The following is a 17,226-nucleotide window of genomic DNA, read 5'->3' as shown; positions in this document are numbered from 1 at the left end:
ATAATGAAGAGAACACACCTCTGCCTCGGCCTCCTGCTGGGGTTGAACAGCGTTTCCCTGTTCGCTGCCGAGGGGCCGGCGGTTCCGCTGCCGGGGCAGTCCAAGGACGCCTTCATCAGCCAACTGATGCAGCAGATGACGCAGGACGAGAAGATCGGCCAACTGCGCCTGGTCAGCGTCGGCCCCGAGCATCCCAAGCCGGTGCTGCTGGAAGAGATCAAGACCGGCAATACCGGCGCCATCTTCAACACCGTGGTCCGCCCGGGCATCCGCGACCTGCAGGACGCGGCCATGCGCAGCCGCCTGAAAATCCCGCTGTTCTTCGCCTACGACGTGGTCCACGGCCATCGCACCGTGTTCCCCATCGGCCTGGGCCTGGCCGCCAGCTGGGACATGGACGCGGTCGCTACCAGCGCGCGCATCGCCGCTCTAGAAGCCAGCGCCGACGGCCTCAACCTGACCTACTCGCCCACCGTCGATATCGCCCGCGACCCGCGCTGGGGGCGCGTGTCCGAAGGCTTCGGCGAGGACACCTACCTGGTCAGCCGCATCGCCGGGACCGTGGTCAAGGCCTACCAGGGCAAGGGCCTGGACCAGCCGGGCACCATCATGGCCGGGGTCAAGCACTTCGCCCTGTACGGCGCCGGCGAAGGCGGGCGCGACTACAACACCGTGGACATGAGCCTGCCGCGCATGTTCCAGGACTACCTGCCGCCGTACCGCGCGGCCATCGACGCCGGCGCCGGCGCGGTGATGGTCTCGCTGAACAGCGTCAACGGCGTGCCGGCCACCGCCAACAAGTGGCTGCTGCAGGACGTGTTGCGCAAGCAGTGGGGCTACAAGGGCGTGCTGCTCAGCGACCATGGCGCGGTGATGGAGCTGATCAAGCACGGCGTCGCCGGCGAACCGCGCGAGGCCGCGCGCCTGGCGATGACCGCGGGCGTCGAGATGAACATGAACGACGACCTCTACGGCAAGGAGCTGCCGGAGCTGCTCAAGACCGGGGCCATCACCCAGGCCGACATCGACCGCGCCTGCCGCGACGTGCTGGCGGCCAAGTGGGACATGGGCCTGTTCAAGGACCCGTACCGCTACCTGCAGGGCGCCGACCCGCTCGACACCGACGCCGAAAGCCGCCTGCACCGCGCCGAGGCCCGCGACGTGGCGCGCCGCGGCATGGTGCTGCTGAAGAACGAAGGCGACGTGCTGCCGCTCAAGCGCGGCGGCACCATCGCCCTGGTCGGCCCGCTGGCTGACAGCAAGCGCGACGTGATGGGCAGCTGGTCCGCCGCCGGCAAGGCCTTCCAGGCGGTGACCCTGCTCGAAGGCATGGGCCACGCCACCCGCGGCAAGGCCGCGCTGCTGTACGCGAAGGGCGCCAACGTCACCAATGACGAAGAGATCATCAAGTACCTCAACGAATACAACGAGGACGTGAAGATCGACCCGCGCAGCCCGCAGGCAATGATCGACGAGGCGGTGGCCAAGGCCAGGCAGGCCGACGTGATCGTGGCGGCGATCGGCGAGGCCCAGGGCATGGCCCACGAGGCATCGAGCAAGACCAACTTGCACATCGCCCAGAGCCAGTACGACCTGCTCAAGGCGCTGAAGGCCACCGGCAAGCCGCTGGTGCTGGTGCTGATGAATGGCCGCCCGCTGGACCTGCGTTGGGAAACCGCGAACGCCGACGCGGTGCTGGAGACCTGGTTCAGCGGCACCGAGGGCGGCAACGCCATCGCCGACGTGCTGTTCGGCGACTACAACCCCTCGGGCAAGCTGCCGATGACTTTCCCGCGCTCGGTGGGGCAGATCCCGATCTACTACAACCACCTCAACACCGGCCGCCCGTTCGACCACGAGCACCCGAACAAGTACACCTCGCGCTACTTCGACTCGCAGAACGGCCCGCTGTACCCCTTCGGCTACGGCCTGAGCTACACCCGCTTCAGCGTTTCCGACGTGCAGATGTCCAGCCCGAAGCTGCACAAGGGTGACACCCTGAAGGCGTGGGTGACGGTGAAGAACACCGGCAAGCGCGCCGGCGAGACCGTGGTGCAGCTGTACCTGCGCGACGAGGTGGCTTCCATCAGCCGTCCGGTGAAGGAGCTCAAGGGCTTCCGCAAGGTCATGCTGCAGCCGGGCGAGTCGAAGGTGGTGGAATTCCCGATTCGCGAGGAAGACCTGCGCTTCTACGACAGCAACCTGCGCTACGCCTCGGAACCGGGCGAGTTCAAGGTGATGATCGGCCTGGACTCGGATGATGTGAAGGAAGGCCAGTTCACCCTGCTCTGAGCCGGCTTGCCGAACCACGACATCGCCCTGATTGGCCCGGCCAATCGGGGCGATGTCTTTTCTGCGTTGGACCTTTCGTCGCCTGTGCCTTCAAGTAGGCCCGGCGCACCCCCATGGTGGAGGTGTGCGGAACGCACCGGGAGGCCCTGTGAAAGATCCCTGCATCAAGGTCTGCGAATTCGACGACGGCGTCTGCCGCGGCTGCGGCCGCAGCCGCGCCGAGGTCAAGGCCTGGAAAAAACTCGACAAGCCCGAACGCCTGGCGGTGCTGGCCGAAGCCGACATGCGCCTGCTGGTGCTGCAGGCGCAGGGGCGGCGCAAATACCGCTAGCGGTGACAGGGAAGCACGGGCGTAGGAGCGGACTCCGTCCGCGATTGGATTCACCCGCCACGCCGGATGCCCCGGTGGCACGGCGGCGGCGTATAACCGCGAACGTTTATCCGCCCTGCGGTTCTGTTCGCGAGCAAGCTCGCTCCTACGAAGAGCGGCTTGGCACGGCCTTGCAGGCTGGCTCTGTACTTGCCGTCCGCACCGGATGGCCCCCTCTCCCTTCAGGGAGAGGGCTGGGGAGAGGGAACGGAGTTCGCCCGGACAAGGGAATCATCTCCTACGGTTCAGGGAAGCACGGGCGTAGGAGCGGACTCCGTCCGCGATTGGACTCACCCCGCCACGCCGGACGCCCCGGTGGCACGGATGGCGGCGGATAACCGCGAACGGTTATCCGCCCTGCGGTTCTGTTCGCGAGCAAGCTCGCTCCTACGAAGGGCGCCTTGGCACGGCCTTGCAGGCTGGCTCTGTACTTGCCGTCCGCACCGGACGGCCCCCTCTCCCTTCAGGGAGAGGGTTGGGGAGAGGGAGCGGAGTTCGCCCAAACAATGGGGTCTCCGGTAAGGCACCCGCCGCAAAGGCCGATGGACGCCAGCTATCAATTCCCCCTGGACAGGAAAAGGCCCACGACACTCGCGGAACCAGGGCCTTCAGCGAGAGCCGGGCTCTGATGTTAAGTGGCGCCAACCTCAACCGAGCCACCAGGAGCCCCGATGAACGAATCCCACTGCTGCCCGCACCATGCACCCGAGGACCCGCGCCGCCGCGCCCTGCTCAAGGGCGGCGCCGGCCTCGCCGCCCTCGGCCTGCTCGGGGCCGCCGGCTGGCTGGGCGCGCCGGGCCAGGCCCATGCCGCTGCGCTGGGCAAGGCCGAGCGCGACGCCCTGACGCCCGACCAGGTCATCGAACGCCTGCGCCAGGGTAACCGGCGCTTCCGCAGCGGCCAGGCATCGCAGCATGACTACCTGGCACAGAAGCGCGCCAGCCGCGACGGCCAGTATCCGGCGGCAGTGATCCTCAGCTGCATCGACTCCCGCGCGCCGGCGGAAATCCTCTTCGACCTCGGCATCGCCGACACCTTCAACACCCGCGTGGCGGGCAACGTGATCAACGCCGATCTGCTCGGCAGCCTGGAATACTCCTGCGCGGTGGCCGGCGCCAAACTGGTGCTGGTCATGGGGCACACCGGCTGCGGCGCGATCAAGGGCGCCATCGACGATGCCCGGCTCGGCCACCTGACCGGCCTGCTGGACAAGATCGAGCCGGCCGTCGCCGCAACGCCCTATGACGGCGAGCGCAACGCCAGAAATGCCGCCTTCGTCGATGCCGTGGCCAGGACCAACGTGCGCCTCACCCTCGAACACATCCGCAAGGAGAGTGAGGTGCTGGCCCAGCTGGAGCGGGAAGGGCGGATCAAGCTGGCCGGGGCGCTCTATCACCTGAACGGCGGCGAGGTCGAGTTCTTCGCCTGAGTTCGTTCGCAGCGGCGGGGCGCAAGGCCCTGCCGCCTTCTGCGCCGCCACGCCTCAGGCCGGTGCGCGCCACAGCGCCAGGGCGTTGTCCAGCATGCGGTTGGAGAAGCCCCATTCGTTGTCGTACCAGGCCATGACCTTGAGCAGCCGGCCGCTGACCTTCGTGTGGTTGGCGTCGAAGATGGCCGAGCGCGGGTCGTGGTTGAAGTCCACCGAGACCAGCGGCTGGCTGTTGTAGCCGAGGATGCGCGAGCCCTGGCTGGCTATCCTGAACAACTGGTTGACCTCCTCGACCGTGGTGTCGCGGCCGACCTGCACGGTCAGGTCTACCAGCGAGACGTTGATCACCGGCACCCGCACCGCAAGGCCGGTGAGCTTGCCGGCCAGCTCCGGCAGCACCAGGCCCACCGCCTCGGCGGCGCCGGTGCGCGTGGGGATCATCGACTGGGTGGCCGAGCGCGCTCGGTAGACGTCGCCGTGGTACACGTCGGACAGGCTCTGGTCGTTGGTGTAGGCGTGTATGGTGGTCATCAGGCCCTGTTCGATGCCCAGCTCGCGGTGCAGCACCTGGGCCACCGGGGCCAGGCAGTTGGTGGTGCAGGAGGCATTCGAGATGATCTGGTGCGAGGCGCGCAGCAGCTCGTGGTTGACGCCATGGACGATGGTGGCGTCGACGCCGGCCCCCGGCGCCGAGACGATCACCTTGCGCGCGCCGGCGGCCAGGTGCGCGGCGGCCTTGTCGCGCTGGGTGAAATGTCCGCTGCACTCCAGGACGATATCGACGTCCAAGCCTTTCCAAGGCAGCTGCGCCGGGTCGCGCAGGGCCGTGACGGCGATGCGGTCGCCGTTCACCGTGAGGCTCTCGTCGTCGTGCTCGACCTGCCCGGCGAAGCGCCCGTGGACGCTGTCGTACTGCAGCAGGTGGGCGTTGATGGCGGCGTCGCCGAGGTCGTTGATGGCCACCACTTCGAGCTGTTGGCGGTAGTCGGCGGTATAAAGGGCGCGGAGGACGTTGCGGCCGATGCGGCCGAACCCGTTGATCGCCAGGCGAATGGTCATGGAGGTCGTCTCTTTTGTGTTTTTGTGGTAAAAACAATTAAATTTTTTCGTCAAACAAAAGTAAATATCCTTTAACCGATGATTATGTTGTAAAAACAACAATCGTTAGTCTGCAGGAGAATGCTGCCATGCACCCGCGCGTGCTCGAAGTCACCCGTCGCATCCAGGAACGCAGCGCCGCCACCCGCCAGCGCTACCTCGCCATGGTCAAGGCCGCCGCCACCAAGGGCCCGCACCGCGGCACGCTGCCCTGCGGCAACCTGGCCCACGGCGTGGCCGCCTGCGGCGAGCACGACAAGCAGGCGCTGCGCCTGATGAACCAGGCCAACGTCGGCATCGTCTCTGCCTATAACGATATGCTCTCGGCGCACCAGCCGCTGGAACGCTTCCCGGCGCTGATCAAGGACGCCCTGCGCGAGATCGGCTCGGTGGGCCAGTTCGCCGGCGGCGTGCCGGCCATGTGCGACGGCGTGACCCAGGGCGAGCCGGGCATGGAGCTGTCTCTGGCCAGCCGCGACGTGATCGCCATGGGCACCGCCATCGCGCTGTCCCACAACATGTTCGACGCCGCGCTGTGCCTGGGCGTGTGCGACAAGATCGTTCCCGGCCTGCTGATCGGCGCGCTGCGCTTCGGCCACCTGCCGGTGGTGTTCGTCCCCGCCGGGCCCATGCCCACCGGCATCTCCAACAAGGAGAAGGCCGCGGTGCGCCAGCTCTACGCCGAAGGCAAGGCCAGCCGCGAGGAACTGCTGGTCTCGGAGATGGCCTCCTACCACGCACCGGGCACCTGCACCTTCTATGGCACCGCCAACACCAACCAGCTGCTGGTGGAAGTGATGGGCCTGCACCTGCCGGGCGCCTCCTTCGTCAACCCGAACACCCCGCTGCGCGACGAGCTGACCCGCGAGGCCGCGCGCCAGGCCAGCCGCCTGACCCCGGAGAACGGCCAGTACGCGCCCATGGCCGAGGTCATCGACGAGCGCGCCATCGTCAACTCGGTGGTGGCCCTGCTGGCCACCGGCGGCTCCACCAACCACACCCTGCACCTGCTGGCCATCGCCCAGGCCGCGGGCATCCAGCTGACCTGGCAGGACATGGCCGAGCTCTCCGAGGTGGTGCCGCTGCTGGCGCGCATCTATCCCAACGGCCAGGCCGACATCAACCACTTCCAGGCCGCCGGCGGCATGTCCTTCCTGATCCGCCAGCTGCTCGACGGCGGGCTGCTCCACGAAGACGTGCAGACTGTGGTCGGCAAGGGCCTGCGCCGCTACCTGGAGGAACCCTTCCTCGACGGCGGCAAGCTGGTCTGGCGCGAGGGCCCGGCCGACAGCCTGGACGAGGACATCCTGCGCCCGCTGTCGCGCCCGTTCTCCGCCGAGGGCGGCCTGCGCCTGATGGAAGGCAACCTCGGCCGCGGCGTGATGAAGGTTTCCGCCGTGGCCGCCGAACACCAGGTGGTCGAGGCGCCGGTGCGCATCTTCCACGACCAGGCCAGCCTGGCCGCGGCCTTCAAGGCCGGCGAGCTGGAGCGCGACCTGGTCGCCGTGGTGCGCTTCCAGGGCCCGCGCTTCAACGGCATGCCCGAGCTGCACAAGCTCACGCCCTTCCTCGGCGTGCTGCAGGACCGCGGCTTCAAGGTGGCGCTGGTCACCGACGGGCGCATGTCCGGCGCCTCCGGCAAGGTGCCGGCGGCCATCCACGTGTCCCCGGAAGCCAGCGCCGGCGGCCCGCTGGCGCGCCTGCGCGACGGCGATGTGGTGCGCGTCGACGGCACCACCGGCGAGCTGCGCGTGCTGGTCGACGCCGCCGAATGGCAGGCCCGCCCGCTGGCGCCGCTGCCCGAGGACGACGGCAGCGGCATGGGCCGCGAGCTGTTCGCCTTCATGCGCCAGTCGTTCAGTTCCGCGGAGCAGGGCGCCTGCGCCTTCACCGCCGAGCTGGACAGCTTGCGGTAGGGGCTATGCTTGGCGGAGCATTCGCCTCCCGGAACCCGCTCAAACCTTTCAGTTGCCCGAGCTTGCGATGAATTCCAACAACAAATCCCAAGCACCGACCGGCATCGCGCTGGTCGGCGACATCGGCGGGACCAACGCCCGCTTCGCCCTCTGGCGCGAGCAGCGCCTGGAGGCCATCGAGGTGCTGGCCTGCGCCGACTACCCGCGCCCGGAAGACGCCGTGCTGGAGTACCTGCAGCGCGTCGGCCAGCCGCTCGGCGCCATCCATAGCGTCTGCCTGGCCTGCGCAGGTCCCGTGGGCGATGCCGACTTCCGCTTCACCAACAACCACTGGGTCATCAGGCGCGAGGCCTTCCGCGCCGAGCTGGGCCTGAACCACCTGCTGCTGGTCAACGACTTCAGCACCATGGCCTGGGCCGCTTCGCGCCTGGGCGGCGAGGACCTGGTGCAGGTGCGCGACGGCCAGGCCCTGCCGGGCCGCGCCAAGCTGATCATCGGCCCCGGCACCGGCCTGGGCGTCGGCAGCCTGGTGCCGCTGCCCGGCGGCGGCTGGGACGTGCTGCCCTGCGAGGGCGGCCACGTCGACCTGCCGGTGACCGGCGAGCGCGACTTCGCCATCTGGCAGCAACTGCGCGAGAAGTACGGCCACGTCTCGGCCGAGCGCGCGCTGTCCGGCAGCGGCCTGGAGAACATCTACCAGGCCAGCTGCAAGGTCGACGGCATCGAGCCGCTGGCGCTCTCCGCGGCGCAGATCGGCGAGCGCGCCCTGGCTGGCGACGCCTACTGCGACGCGGTGCTGGAGCACTTCTTCGTGTGGCTGGCGCGGGTCGCCGGCAACGCCGTGATGACGGTCGGCGCCCTGGGCGGCGTGTACATCACCGGCGGCATAGTCCCGCGCTTCCTCGAACGCTTCCAGCGCAGCGGCTTCGCCGAGGCCTTCTGCACCCGCGGCAAGACCAGCGGCCCCTACCTGAGCCAGGTGCCGGTGTGGGTGATGACCGCCAGCCATCCGGGCCTGTTCGGCGCCGGCGTGGCCCTGGAGCAGGCGCTGCTGGCAAAAGCCTGAACGACCAACGGCAACCACTAGAACAACAACAAGGGATGCCCCGTGAACGCACCCGCCAAATCCATCCTGCTGGTGGATGACGACCAGGAAATCCGCGAGCTGCTGGAAACCTACCTGAGCCGCGCCGGCTTCCAGGTGCGCAGCGCCGCCGACGGCGCGGCCTTCCGCCAGGCCTTGCTGGAAGAGGAGGCCGCCCTGGCCATCCTCGACGTGATGCTGCCCGACGAGGACGGCTTCAGCCTGTGCCGCTGGATCCGCTCGCACCAGCGCCTGGCCTGCATGCCGGTGATCATGCTCACCGCCAGCTCCGACGAAACCGACCGGGTGATCGGCCTGGAGCTGGGCGCCGACGACTACCTGGGCAAGCCCTTCAGCCCGCGAGAGCTGCTGGCGCGGATCAAGGCCCTGCTGCGCCGCGCGCAGTTCACCCAGGTGCGCGGCGGCGAGGTGCTGGCCTTCGACGACTGGCGCCTGGACACGGTCAGCCACCGGCTGTTCCACGAGGACGGCGAGGAGTTCTTCCTCAGCGGCGCCGACTTCGCCCTGCTCAAGCTGTTCCTCGACCACCCGCAGCAGATCCTCGACCGCGACACCATCGCCAACGCTACCCGTGGCCGCGAGGTGCTGCCGCTGGAGCGCATCGTCGACATGGCGGTCAGCCGCCTGCGCCAGCGCCTGCGCGACACCGGCAAGGCGCCGCGGCTGATCCAGACCGTGCGCGGCAGCGGCTACCTGCTGGCGGCGCAGGTCCGCCCGCACCTGGGGCTGTGATGGGCGAGCGGCGGCGCTGGCCGCTGGTCCCGCGTTCGCTGCTGGGGCGCATGCTGCTGCTGACGCTGCTGGCGATCCTCGTCGCCCAGGGCCTGTCCAGCCTGTTCTGGCTCTCGCACCTGCGCTCCAGCCAGCGCGAGGGCCTGCTCACCAGCTCGCGCAGCCTGGCCTATTCCATGGCCGCGAGCGTCAGCTACTTCCGCTCGCTGCCCATCGGCTACCGCCCGCTGGTGCTGGACCAACTGCGCAGCATGGGCGGCACGCGCTTCTTCGTCTCGCTCAACGAGCGCCCGCTGCAGATGCAGAGCCTGCCGGACACGCCGAACAAGCAGGCGGTGCTGGACATCGTCCGCGACGTGCTGCAGCAGAAGCTGGGCAAGGACGTGGAGCTGGAAGTGGAGTTCGTCGCCCCGGACGACCTGCGCCTGTTCAACAGCCAGCTGAAGCTGGAGGAGCTGCCGCGCTCCTGGGCCCACTACGCGCTGACCCTGGAGCCGGTGAACCCGCCGGTGCTGGTGACGCAGATCCGCATCGGCGAGAACGAATGGCTCTACATCGCCAGCCTGATGCCGGCGCCCTACGTCAGCCTGGAGCCGGAGGCGCTGCAGCCGCAGCAACTGCTCTCCATCGGCCTGACCAGCCTGTTGCTGCTGCTCTTCGCCGGCCTGCTGGTGCACCAGCAGAGCCGCCCGCTCAAGCGCCTGGCCCGCGCCGCCCGCGAAGTCGCCCTGGGCAGCCCGGCGGCGCCGCTGGAAGAGCGCGGCGCCCGCGAGCTGGTGGAAGTCAGCCGCGCCTTCAACACCATGCGCGAGAGCATCGACCGCTACCTCAGCGAGCGCGGCCAGCTGTTCAGCGCCATCTCCCACGACCTGCGCACGCCCATCACCCGCCTGCGCCTGCGCGTCGAACTGCTCGACGACGAGCCGCAGCGCGACAAGCTCAACCAGGACCTCGACGAGCTGGAACTGCTGGTCAAGGGCGCCCTGCAATGCGTGAAGGACACCGACATCCACGAGAACATCGAGCCGGTGGACGTCAACCAGCTGCTACAGCACGTCGCCGGCCCCTACCTGGCCGACGGCCGCGTGAAGCTGGTGGGGGAGGCGGGCGAACCCTATCCCGGCAAGCCCCTGGCCCTGCGCCGCTGCATCGGCAACCTGCTGGACAACGCCCTGAAGTACGGCGAACGCGCGCAACTGCAGGTCGAGGACGGCCCGGAAGCGCTGCTCGTGCACGTCGACGACGAGGGGCCCGGGGTGCCGGAGCAGCGTCTGGAGCAGGTGTTCGAACCGCGGGTGCGCCTGTCGCAGCGGGGGCAGGGGTATGGGTTGGGGTTGGGGATTGCGAGGAATATCGCGCATACCCATGGTGGGGAGGTGAGTTTGCAGAACAGGCGGGAAGGGGGGCTGAGGGTGACCTTGCGGTTGCCTAGGTTGGTTGTGGAATAAGGACGGTTCTTCTTTCCGACTCCGATATTGCCGGCGTACTCCGTAATTCCATCTCGCAGAGGACAGCCCCCTCTCCCTTCAGGGCGGGGCGCGCAGCCGAGGGCTGGGGAGAGGGGCTCTTCAACCCGAGCCTAGTAACTTCCCTGATCTCACAAAAAAGGAGATCAAGGATGTCCCCCTCATACCGCGACTTCTCCCGCCAACTCCGCAAGGACCAGACCGACGCCGAACGAGCCCTGTGGCAACGACTCCGCGGCCACCGCTTCATGGAGCTGAAGTTCAAGCGCCAGAAGGTCGTGGGCCACTACATAGTCGACTTCATCTGCCTGGAAAGAATGCTGGTGATCGAACTGGACGGCGGCCAGCACCTGGGCTCTGCTACCGATCTGGAGCGGGACGCCTGGCTCTGCGCCCGAGGTTTCCAGGTGCTACGGTTCTGGAACCATGACGTGCTGTTGAAGATGGATTCGGTGCTGGAGGCGATACGCCTGGCGCTCGATTCGAGTTCGCAACCCTCTCCCCAGCCCTCTCCCTGAAGGGAGAGGGGGCCGTTCGGCGCGGGCTGCAATCATGGAGTTAGCCGGCAACATCTTGCTATCAGGATGACGCCGAACATATAGCCCCTCAGGACCAGCCCCTCTCCTTGACGGGAGAGGGGGCAGTTCGGAGTGAAGCGAGGCGATGGCGCTCGCCGGCAACATTCGACTATCAGGATGACTCAGGACATATAGCCACTCAGAACCAGTCCCCTCTCCCTTCAGGGAGAGGGTTAGGGAGAGGGGCTCTTGGCTCTTCAAATCAACCCCAACCCAGCCACCCCAAATGTCACCACCCCGTGACAATCCACCATCCCTTCGTTACCCGGAGCAGGAAATGCCTTGGATAGACTCGGACTACCGCAAGCGCAGACTTGCCCCGAATAACAAGAACAGGTCCTCCCCCATGAATGCGCTCCGCCGCCTTTCCGCCGCTGTCTGTCTTTCCTCGCTTTATCTCGCCACCCCGGCCCACGCCGGCGAAGTCGAAGTCCTGCACTGGTGGACTTCCCCCGGCGAGGCGCGCGCCGCCGAAACCCTGAAGAAACTCGTCCAGGCCAAGGGCCACACCTGGAAAGACTTCGCCGTCGCCGGCGGCGGTGGGGAGGCCGCCATGACCGTGCTGAAGACCCGCGCCGTGTCCGGCAACCCGCCGGCCGCCGCGCAGATCAAGGGGCCGGACATCCAGGAGTGGGGCCAGCTCGGCCTGCTCGCCGACCTCAACCAGGTCGCCGCCGAGGGCAAGTGGGACCAGCTGCTGCCGCCGCAGGTGGCGCAGGTCATGAAGTACCAGGGCGACTACGTCGCCGTGCCGGTCAACGTGCACCGGGTGAACTGGCTGTACATCAACCCCGAGGTCTTCAAGAAGGCCGGCGCCACGCCGCCGACCACCCTCGACGAGTTCTTCGCCGCCGCCGACAAGCTCAAGGCCGCCGGCTTCGTGGCCCTGGCCCACGGCAGCCAGCCGTGGCAGGACGGCACCCTGTTCGAGAACCTGGTGCTCAGCAAGATGGGCCCGGACGGCTACCGCAAGGCCTTCGTCGAGCAGGACAAGGCCACCCTCACCGGGCCGCAGATGGTCGAGGTGTTCAGCGCGCTGAAGAAACTGCGCGGCTACATCGACGCCGACGCCGCCGGGCGCGAGTGGAACGTCGCCACCGGCATGGTCATCAACGGCAAGGCCGGCATGCAGATCATGGGCGACTGGGCCAAGAGCGAGTTCACCGCCGCCAACAAGGTCGCCGGCAAGGACTACCAGTGCCTGCCGTTCCCCGGCACGCAGAAGGACTTCGACTACAACATCGACTCCCTGGTGATGTTCAAGCTGAGCAACGCCGAGAACCGCAAGGCCCAGGAAGACCTGGCCCGCGCGGTGCTCGACCCGGCGTTCCAGAAGGACTTCAACCTGGCCAAGGGCTCCATCCCGGTGCGCCTGGACGCCGACATGGCGCCCTTCGACGCCTGCGCCCAGCAGTCGATGAAGGACTTCAAGGCGGCCTCCGCGGCCGGCACCCTGGTGCCGAGCATGGCCCACAGCATGGCTGCCTCCAGCTACGTGCAGGGCGCCATCTTCGATGTGGTGACCAACTTCTTCAACGACCCCGCCGCGGACCCGCAGAAGGCTGCCCAGCAGCTCTACGCGGCCATCGAGGCGGCGGCGCAGTAAGCCGCGCGGCGCCTTCCGCCAGGCGCCGCCCCACTCCCAGCCGACCCACTCCGGGCCATCGCCATGGCCCGGACGGCTTCACTCGCACCCGGGAAGACCCATGGCGACAGAAAACCCCACCTTCACCCCCGCGGCGGCCCCGCGCGCCTTGCTGCTCGACGGCCTGCAGCGCTGGCTGCCGAAACTGGTGCTGGCCCCGAGCATGCTCGTGGTGCTGGTCTGCGTGTACGGCTACATCGGCTGGACGCTGCTGCTGTCCTTCACCAACTCGCGCTTCATGCCCAGCTACAGCTGGGCCGGGCTCGGCCAGTACCTGCGCCTGTGGGACAACGACCGCTGGTGGGTGGCCAGCCGCAACCTGCTGCTGTTCGGCGGCCTGTTCATCGTCATCTGCCTGCTGCTCGGGGTGTTCCTCGCCGTGCTGCTGGACCAGCGCATCCGCCGCGAGGGCTTCATCCGCACCGTCTACCTGTACCCGATGGCGCTGTCGATGATCGTCACCGGCACCGCCTGGAAGTGGCTGCTCAACCCCGGCCTGGGCCTGGACAAGCTGCTGCGCGACTGGGGCTGGACGGGCTTTCGCTTCGACTGGCTGGTGGACCCGCAGCGCGTCGTCTACTGCCTGGTGATCGCCGCCGTGTGGCAGGCCTCGGGCTTCGTCATGGCGCTGTTCCTCGCCGGCCTGCGCGGCGTCGACCCGGCCATCGTGCGCGCCGCCCAGGTGGACGGCGCGAGCCTGCCGACCATCTACCTGCGCATCGTCCTGCCGAGCCTGCGCCCGGTGTTCTTCAGCGCGCTGATGATCCTCGCGCACATCGCCATCAAGAGCTTCGACCTGGTCGCCGCCATGACCGCCGGCGGCCCCGGCTACTCCTCCGACCTGCCGGCGATGTTCATGTACGCCCACACCTTCACCCGCGGCCAGATGGGCCTGGGCGCGGCGAGCGCGATGCTGATGCTCGGTGCGGTGCTGGCCATCGTCGTGCCCTACCTGTATTCCGAACTGCGAGGCAAGCGCCATGCGTGACGCGACCTTCAAGCCGAGCCTCGGCCGCCTGGCGGTCCACGCCACCCTCTGGGGCGCCGTGGCGCTGTACCTGATCCCGCTGCTGGTGATGCTGCTGACCAGCTTCAAGAGCCCCGAGGACATCCGCAACAGCAACCTGCTGGCGCTGCCGGAGGTGTTCACCCTGATCGGTTGGGTGAAGGCCTGGGGCGCGGTGGGCGACTTCTTCTGGAACTCGGTTCGCATCACGGTGCCCGGCGTGCTGATCTCCACCTTCATCGGCGCGCTGAACGGCTACGTGCTGTCCATGTGGCGCTTCCGCGGCTCGCAGCTGTTCTTCGGCGCGCTGCTGTTCGGCTGCTTCCTGCCGTTCCAGGTGATCCTCCTGCCGATGTCCTTCACCCTCGGCAAGCTCGGCCTGGCCAACACCACCACCGGCCTGGTGATGGTCCACTGCATCTACGGGCTGGCCTTCACCACGCTGTTCTTCCGCAACTACTTCGTGGCCATCCCGGATGCCCTGGTGAAGGCCGCGCGACTCGACGGCGCCGGCTTCTTCACCATCTTCACGCGCATCCTCCTGCCGATGTCCACGCCCATCGTCATGGTCTGCCTGATCTGGCAGTTCACCCAGATCTGGAACGACTTCCTCTTCGGCGTGGTGTTCGCCAGCGGCGACGCCCAGCCGATCACGGTGGCGCTGAACAACCTGGTGAACATCAGCACCGGGGTCAAGGAATACAACGTCGACATGGCCGCGGCGATGATCGCCGCGCTGCCGACGCTGATCGTCTACGTACTGGCTGGAAAGTATTTCGTGCGCGGCCTGACCGCCGGCGCGGTCAAGGGGTAATCGGACATGGCAACACTCGAACTGCGCAACCTGCACAAGTCCTACGGCGGCGGCCTGGCGGACACCCTCAAGTCCATCGACCTGGCGATCGAGTCCGGCGAGTTCCTGATCCTGGTCGGCCCCTCCGGCTGCGGCAAGTCCACGCTGATGAACTGCATCGCCGGCCTGGAGGACATCAGCGGCGGCGCCATCCTGGTGGATGGCCGCGACATCAGCGGCATGAGCCCGAAGGACCGCGACATCGCCATGGTGTTCCAGTCCTACGCGCTGTACCCGACCATGACGGTGCGCGAGAACATCGCCTTCGGCCTGAAGATCCGCAAGCTGCCCCAGGCGGCCATCGACGAAGAGGTGGCGCGGGTGGCCAAGCTGCTGCAGATCGAGCACCTGCTGCAGCGCAAGCCCTCGCAGCTCTCCGGCGGCCAGCAGCAGCGCGTGGCCATGGGCCGGGCGCTGGCGCGGCGGCCGAAGATCTACCTGTTCGACGAGCCGCTGTCGAACCTCGACGCCAAGCTGCGGGTGGAGATGCGCACCGAAATCAAGCTGATGCACCAGCGCCTGAAGACCACCACGGTCTACGTCACCCACGACCAGATCGAGGCCATGACCCTCGGCGACAAGGTGGCGGTGATGAAGGACGGCATCGTCCAGCAGTTCGGCACCCCGCAGCAGATCTACAACGACCCGGCCAACCTGTTCGTCGCCAGCTTCATCGGCTCGCCGCCGATGAACTTCATCCCGCTGCGCGTGCAGCGCCAGGGTAGCCGCCTGGTCGGCCTGCTGGACAGCGGCCAGGACCGCTGCGAGCTGCCGCTGGAGCTGGACGCCGAAGTGGCCGAGGGCCGCGAGCTGATCCTCGGCGTGCGTCCGGAACAGATCGGCGTGGCCGAGAACGGCAACGGCCTGGTGGACGTGCGCGCCGAGGTCGAGGTGCTGGAGCCCACCGGCCCGGACACCCTGGCCTTCGTCACCCTCAACGGCGCCAAGGTCTGCTGCCGCCTGGCCCCGGACGCCGCGCCGGCCCTGGGCTCGACCCTGCAACTGCGCATGGACCCGGCGCGGGTACTGCTGTTCGACACGGGCAGCGGCGAGCGCCTGCGCAAGGCACCGGGCGGGGCGGGGGAGGCCAAGGTCACCCCGCTGGCCCGGCACAAGCACTGAACGCCGCAAGGCATTTCACCAACGAGGACGTCAGCAATGCATAAGAACAACAAGATCCGGCCCGCCCTGGGCTGCCTGCTCGCCCTGGGCGCCGTCGGCCTGAATGGCCTGGCCTGCGCCGATGAGGCCTTCTCCGCCGATTCGAAATGGGGCCTGGGGGATTGGGGCGGCACCCGCAGCGAGCTGCTGGAGAAGGGCTACGACTTCAAGCTGGACTACGTCGGCGAGGCCGCGGGCAACCTGCACGGCGGCTACAACGACGACAAGACCGCACGCTACACCGACCAGTGGGCGCTGGGCACGCACCTGGACCTGCAGAAGATCCTCGGCTGGCACGGCGCGGAGTTCCAGCTGACGGTGACCGAGCGCAGCGGCAACAACCTCTCCAACGACCGCCTCAGCGACCCGCGCGCCGGCCAGCTCAGCTCGGTGCAGGAAGTCTGGGGCCGCGGCCAGACCTGGCGGCTGACGCAGATGTGGTACAAGCAGACCTTCCTCGACGACGCCCTGGACATCAAGGTCGGCCAGTTCGGCGAGGGCGAGGACTTCAACAGCTTCCCCTGCGACTTCCAGAACCTGGCCTTCTGCGGCTCGCAGGTGGGCAACTGGGTCGGCGGCATCTGGTACAACTGGCCGGTGGCGCAGTGGGCGCTGCGGGTGAAGTACAACCTCAGCCCCGAGTTCTTCGTGCAGGTCGGCGCCTACGAGCAGAACCCCTCGAACCTGGAGACCGGCAACGGCTTCAAGCTCAGCGGCAGCGGCACCAAGGGCGCCATCCTGCCGGTGGAGCTGGTGTGGTCGCCGAAGGTGGGGGCGCAGCAACTGCCGGGCGAATACCGCCTGGGCTACTACTACAGCACCGCCAAGGCCGACGACGTCTACGAGGACGTCAATGGCCAGCCCCAGGCGCTGACCGGCAATGCCTTCAAGTCCCACGGCAGCAAGCACGGCTGGTGGGTGGTGGCGCAGCAGCAGGTCACCGCGCACAACGGCGACGCCGCGCGCGGCCTGAGCCTGTTCGCCAACTTCACCGTGCATGACCAGGCGACCAACAGCATCGACAACTACCAGCAGGTGGGCGCGGTCTACAAAGGCCTGTTCGATGCCCGGCCGAAGGACGACATCGGCCTGGCGGTGGCGCGCATCCACATCAACGACGACGTGACCAAACACCAGAAGCAGCTCAACGCAGTCTCCGGCATCGACGACTACGACAACCCGCTGTTCCAGCCGGTGCAGCACAGCGAATACGACGCCGAGCTGTACTACGGGGTGCACGTGACCAACTGGCTGACGGTGCGGCCGAACCTGCAGTACATCAAGCATCCCGGCGGCGTCTACGAGGTGGACAACGCCCTGGTCGCCGGCCTGAAGGTCCAGTCCAGCTTCTGATGCGCCAATCGAATCGCTCCTGAGGTGCTGCTGTACTTGGCCCGCCCGCCATCACCGGGGCGGGTTTTTTGTTCGTAGGGCGGATAACCGTTCGCGGTTATCCGCCGATACGCCGGGGTCACAGCCAACGCCCAGGTCAACCTTGGAGCAGCCGGGGGCTACAGCCAACGCCCAGGCCACCCTGGGAGCCGCCGGGCAGCGAGGCTAGACGGCGGATAACG

14 protein-coding genes are annotated in these 17,226 nt (G+C 67.8%); 13 read left to right on the top strand and 1 reads right to left on the bottom strand.

The window, feature by feature from the left end; translation table 11 throughout:
* Positions 1 to 3: 3 nt before the first annotated feature.
* From bglX to BM060_RS00355, 3 genes are all read left to right on the top strand, one after another.
* Positions 4 to 2,292, top strand: a complete 2,289-nt coding sequence (gene bglX, locus BM060_RS00365) for a beta-glucosidase BglX (RefSeq protein WP_074976777.1) — start codon at positions 4 to 6, stop codon at positions 2,290 to 2,292.
* 148 nt (positions 2,293 to 2,440) lie between these two features.
* Entirely contained in the window at positions 2,441 to 2,623 is a 183-nt protein-coding gene (locus BM060_RS00360; protein WP_074976291.1) for a DUF1289 domain-containing protein, read from the top strand.
* A gap of 710 nt (positions 2,624 to 3,333) precedes the next feature.
* On the top strand, positions 3,334 to 4,092 hold the full coding sequence (locus tag BM060_RS00355) for a carbonic anhydrase family protein (protein ID WP_074976288.1): 759 nt from the start codon (positions 3,334 to 3,336) through the stop codon (positions 4,090 to 4,092).
* Between the two features lie 54 nt (positions 4,093 to 4,146).
* Here BM060_RS00355 and gap read toward each other — a convergent pair whose 3' ends face one another.
* Positions 4,147 to 5,151 carry a type I glyceraldehyde-3-phosphate dehydrogenase gene (gene gap, locus BM060_RS00350; protein WP_074976285.1) on the bottom strand — a complete coding sequence of 335 codons (1,005 nt, stop codon included), beginning with the start codon at positions 5,149 to 5,151 and terminating at the stop codon, positions 4,147 to 4,149.
* Positions 5,152 to 5,279: 128 nt separating this feature from the next.
* On the opposite strand from gap, the gene edd reads away from it, so the two are divergent.
* From edd to BM060_RS00300, 10 genes are all read left to right on the top strand, one after another.
* Positions 5,280 to 7,106, top strand: coding sequence for a phosphogluconate dehydratase (gene edd / locus BM060_RS00345; protein ID WP_074976283.1), 1,827 nt, complete (start codon positions 5,280 to 5,282; stop codon positions 7,104 to 7,106).
* A 67-nt stretch (positions 7,107 to 7,173) separates the two neighbouring features.
* Positions 7,174 to 8,172, top strand: a complete 999-nt coding sequence (locus BM060_RS00340; protein ID WP_074976281.1) for a glucokinase — start codon at positions 7,174 to 7,176, stop codon at positions 8,170 to 8,172.
* A gap of 42 nt (positions 8,173 to 8,214) precedes the next feature.
* The gene (gene gltR / locus BM060_RS00335) at positions 8,215 to 8,943 is read left to right on the top strand and encodes a two-component system response regulator GltR (protein ID WP_074976279.1); all 729 of its coding nucleotides are present in this window, start codon (positions 8,215 to 8,217) and stop codon (positions 8,941 to 8,943) included.
* On the top strand, positions 8,943 to 10,391 hold the full coding sequence (locus BM060_RS00330) for an ATP-binding protein (protein ID WP_074976276.1): 1,449 nt from the start codon (positions 8,943 to 8,945) through the stop codon (positions 10,389 to 10,391). Before gltR ends, BM060_RS00330 begins: the two co-directional genes overlap by 1 nt.
* A 170-nt stretch (positions 10,392 to 10,561) precedes the next feature.
* Positions 10,562 to 10,927: an endonuclease domain-containing protein gene (locus BM060_RS00325; RefSeq protein WP_074976275.1), complete on the top strand. Its 366-nt coding sequence runs from the start codon at positions 10,562 to 10,564 to the stop codon at positions 10,925 to 10,927.
* 406 nt (positions 10,928 to 11,333) lie between these two features.
* Positions 11,334 to 12,593, top strand: coding sequence for an ABC transporter substrate-binding protein (locus BM060_RS00320; RefSeq protein WP_074976272.1), 1,260 nt, complete (start codon positions 11,334 to 11,336; stop codon positions 12,591 to 12,593).
* Positions 12,594 to 12,693: 100 nt separating this feature from the next.
* Positions 12,694 to 13,620 (top strand): carbohydrate ABC transporter permease, encoded by a 927-nt coding sequence (locus tag BM060_RS00315; protein WP_074976269.1) that lies wholly within the window; start codon positions 12,694 to 12,696, stop codon positions 13,618 to 13,620.
* Entirely contained in the window at positions 13,613 to 14,452 is an 840-nt protein-coding gene (locus BM060_RS00310; protein WP_058488833.1) for a carbohydrate ABC transporter permease, read from the top strand. Before BM060_RS00315 ends, BM060_RS00310 begins: the two co-directional genes overlap by 8 nt.
* 6 nt (positions 14,453 to 14,458) lie before the next feature.
* The gene (locus tag BM060_RS00305) at positions 14,459 to 15,613 is read left to right on the top strand and encodes an ABC transporter ATP-binding protein (protein WP_074976267.1); all 1,155 of its coding nucleotides are present in this window, start codon (positions 14,459 to 14,461) and stop codon (positions 15,611 to 15,613) included.
* A 36-nt stretch (positions 15,614 to 15,649) separates the two neighbouring features.
* Entirely contained in the window at positions 15,650 to 17,005 is a 1,356-nt protein-coding gene (locus BM060_RS00300; protein ID WP_074976265.1) for a carbohydrate porin, read from the top strand.
* Positions 17,006 to 17,226 lie beyond the last annotated feature (221 nt).

It is taken from the genome of Pseudomonas citronellolis, from assembly GCF_900112375.1.
Lineage (GTDB): Bacteria > Pseudomonadota > Gammaproteobacteria > Pseudomonadales > Pseudomonadaceae > Pseudomonas > Pseudomonas citronellolis.
The sequence above is the reverse complement of the archived record's forward strand: the minus strand, read 5'-3'. Positions and strand labels throughout refer to the sequence as shown.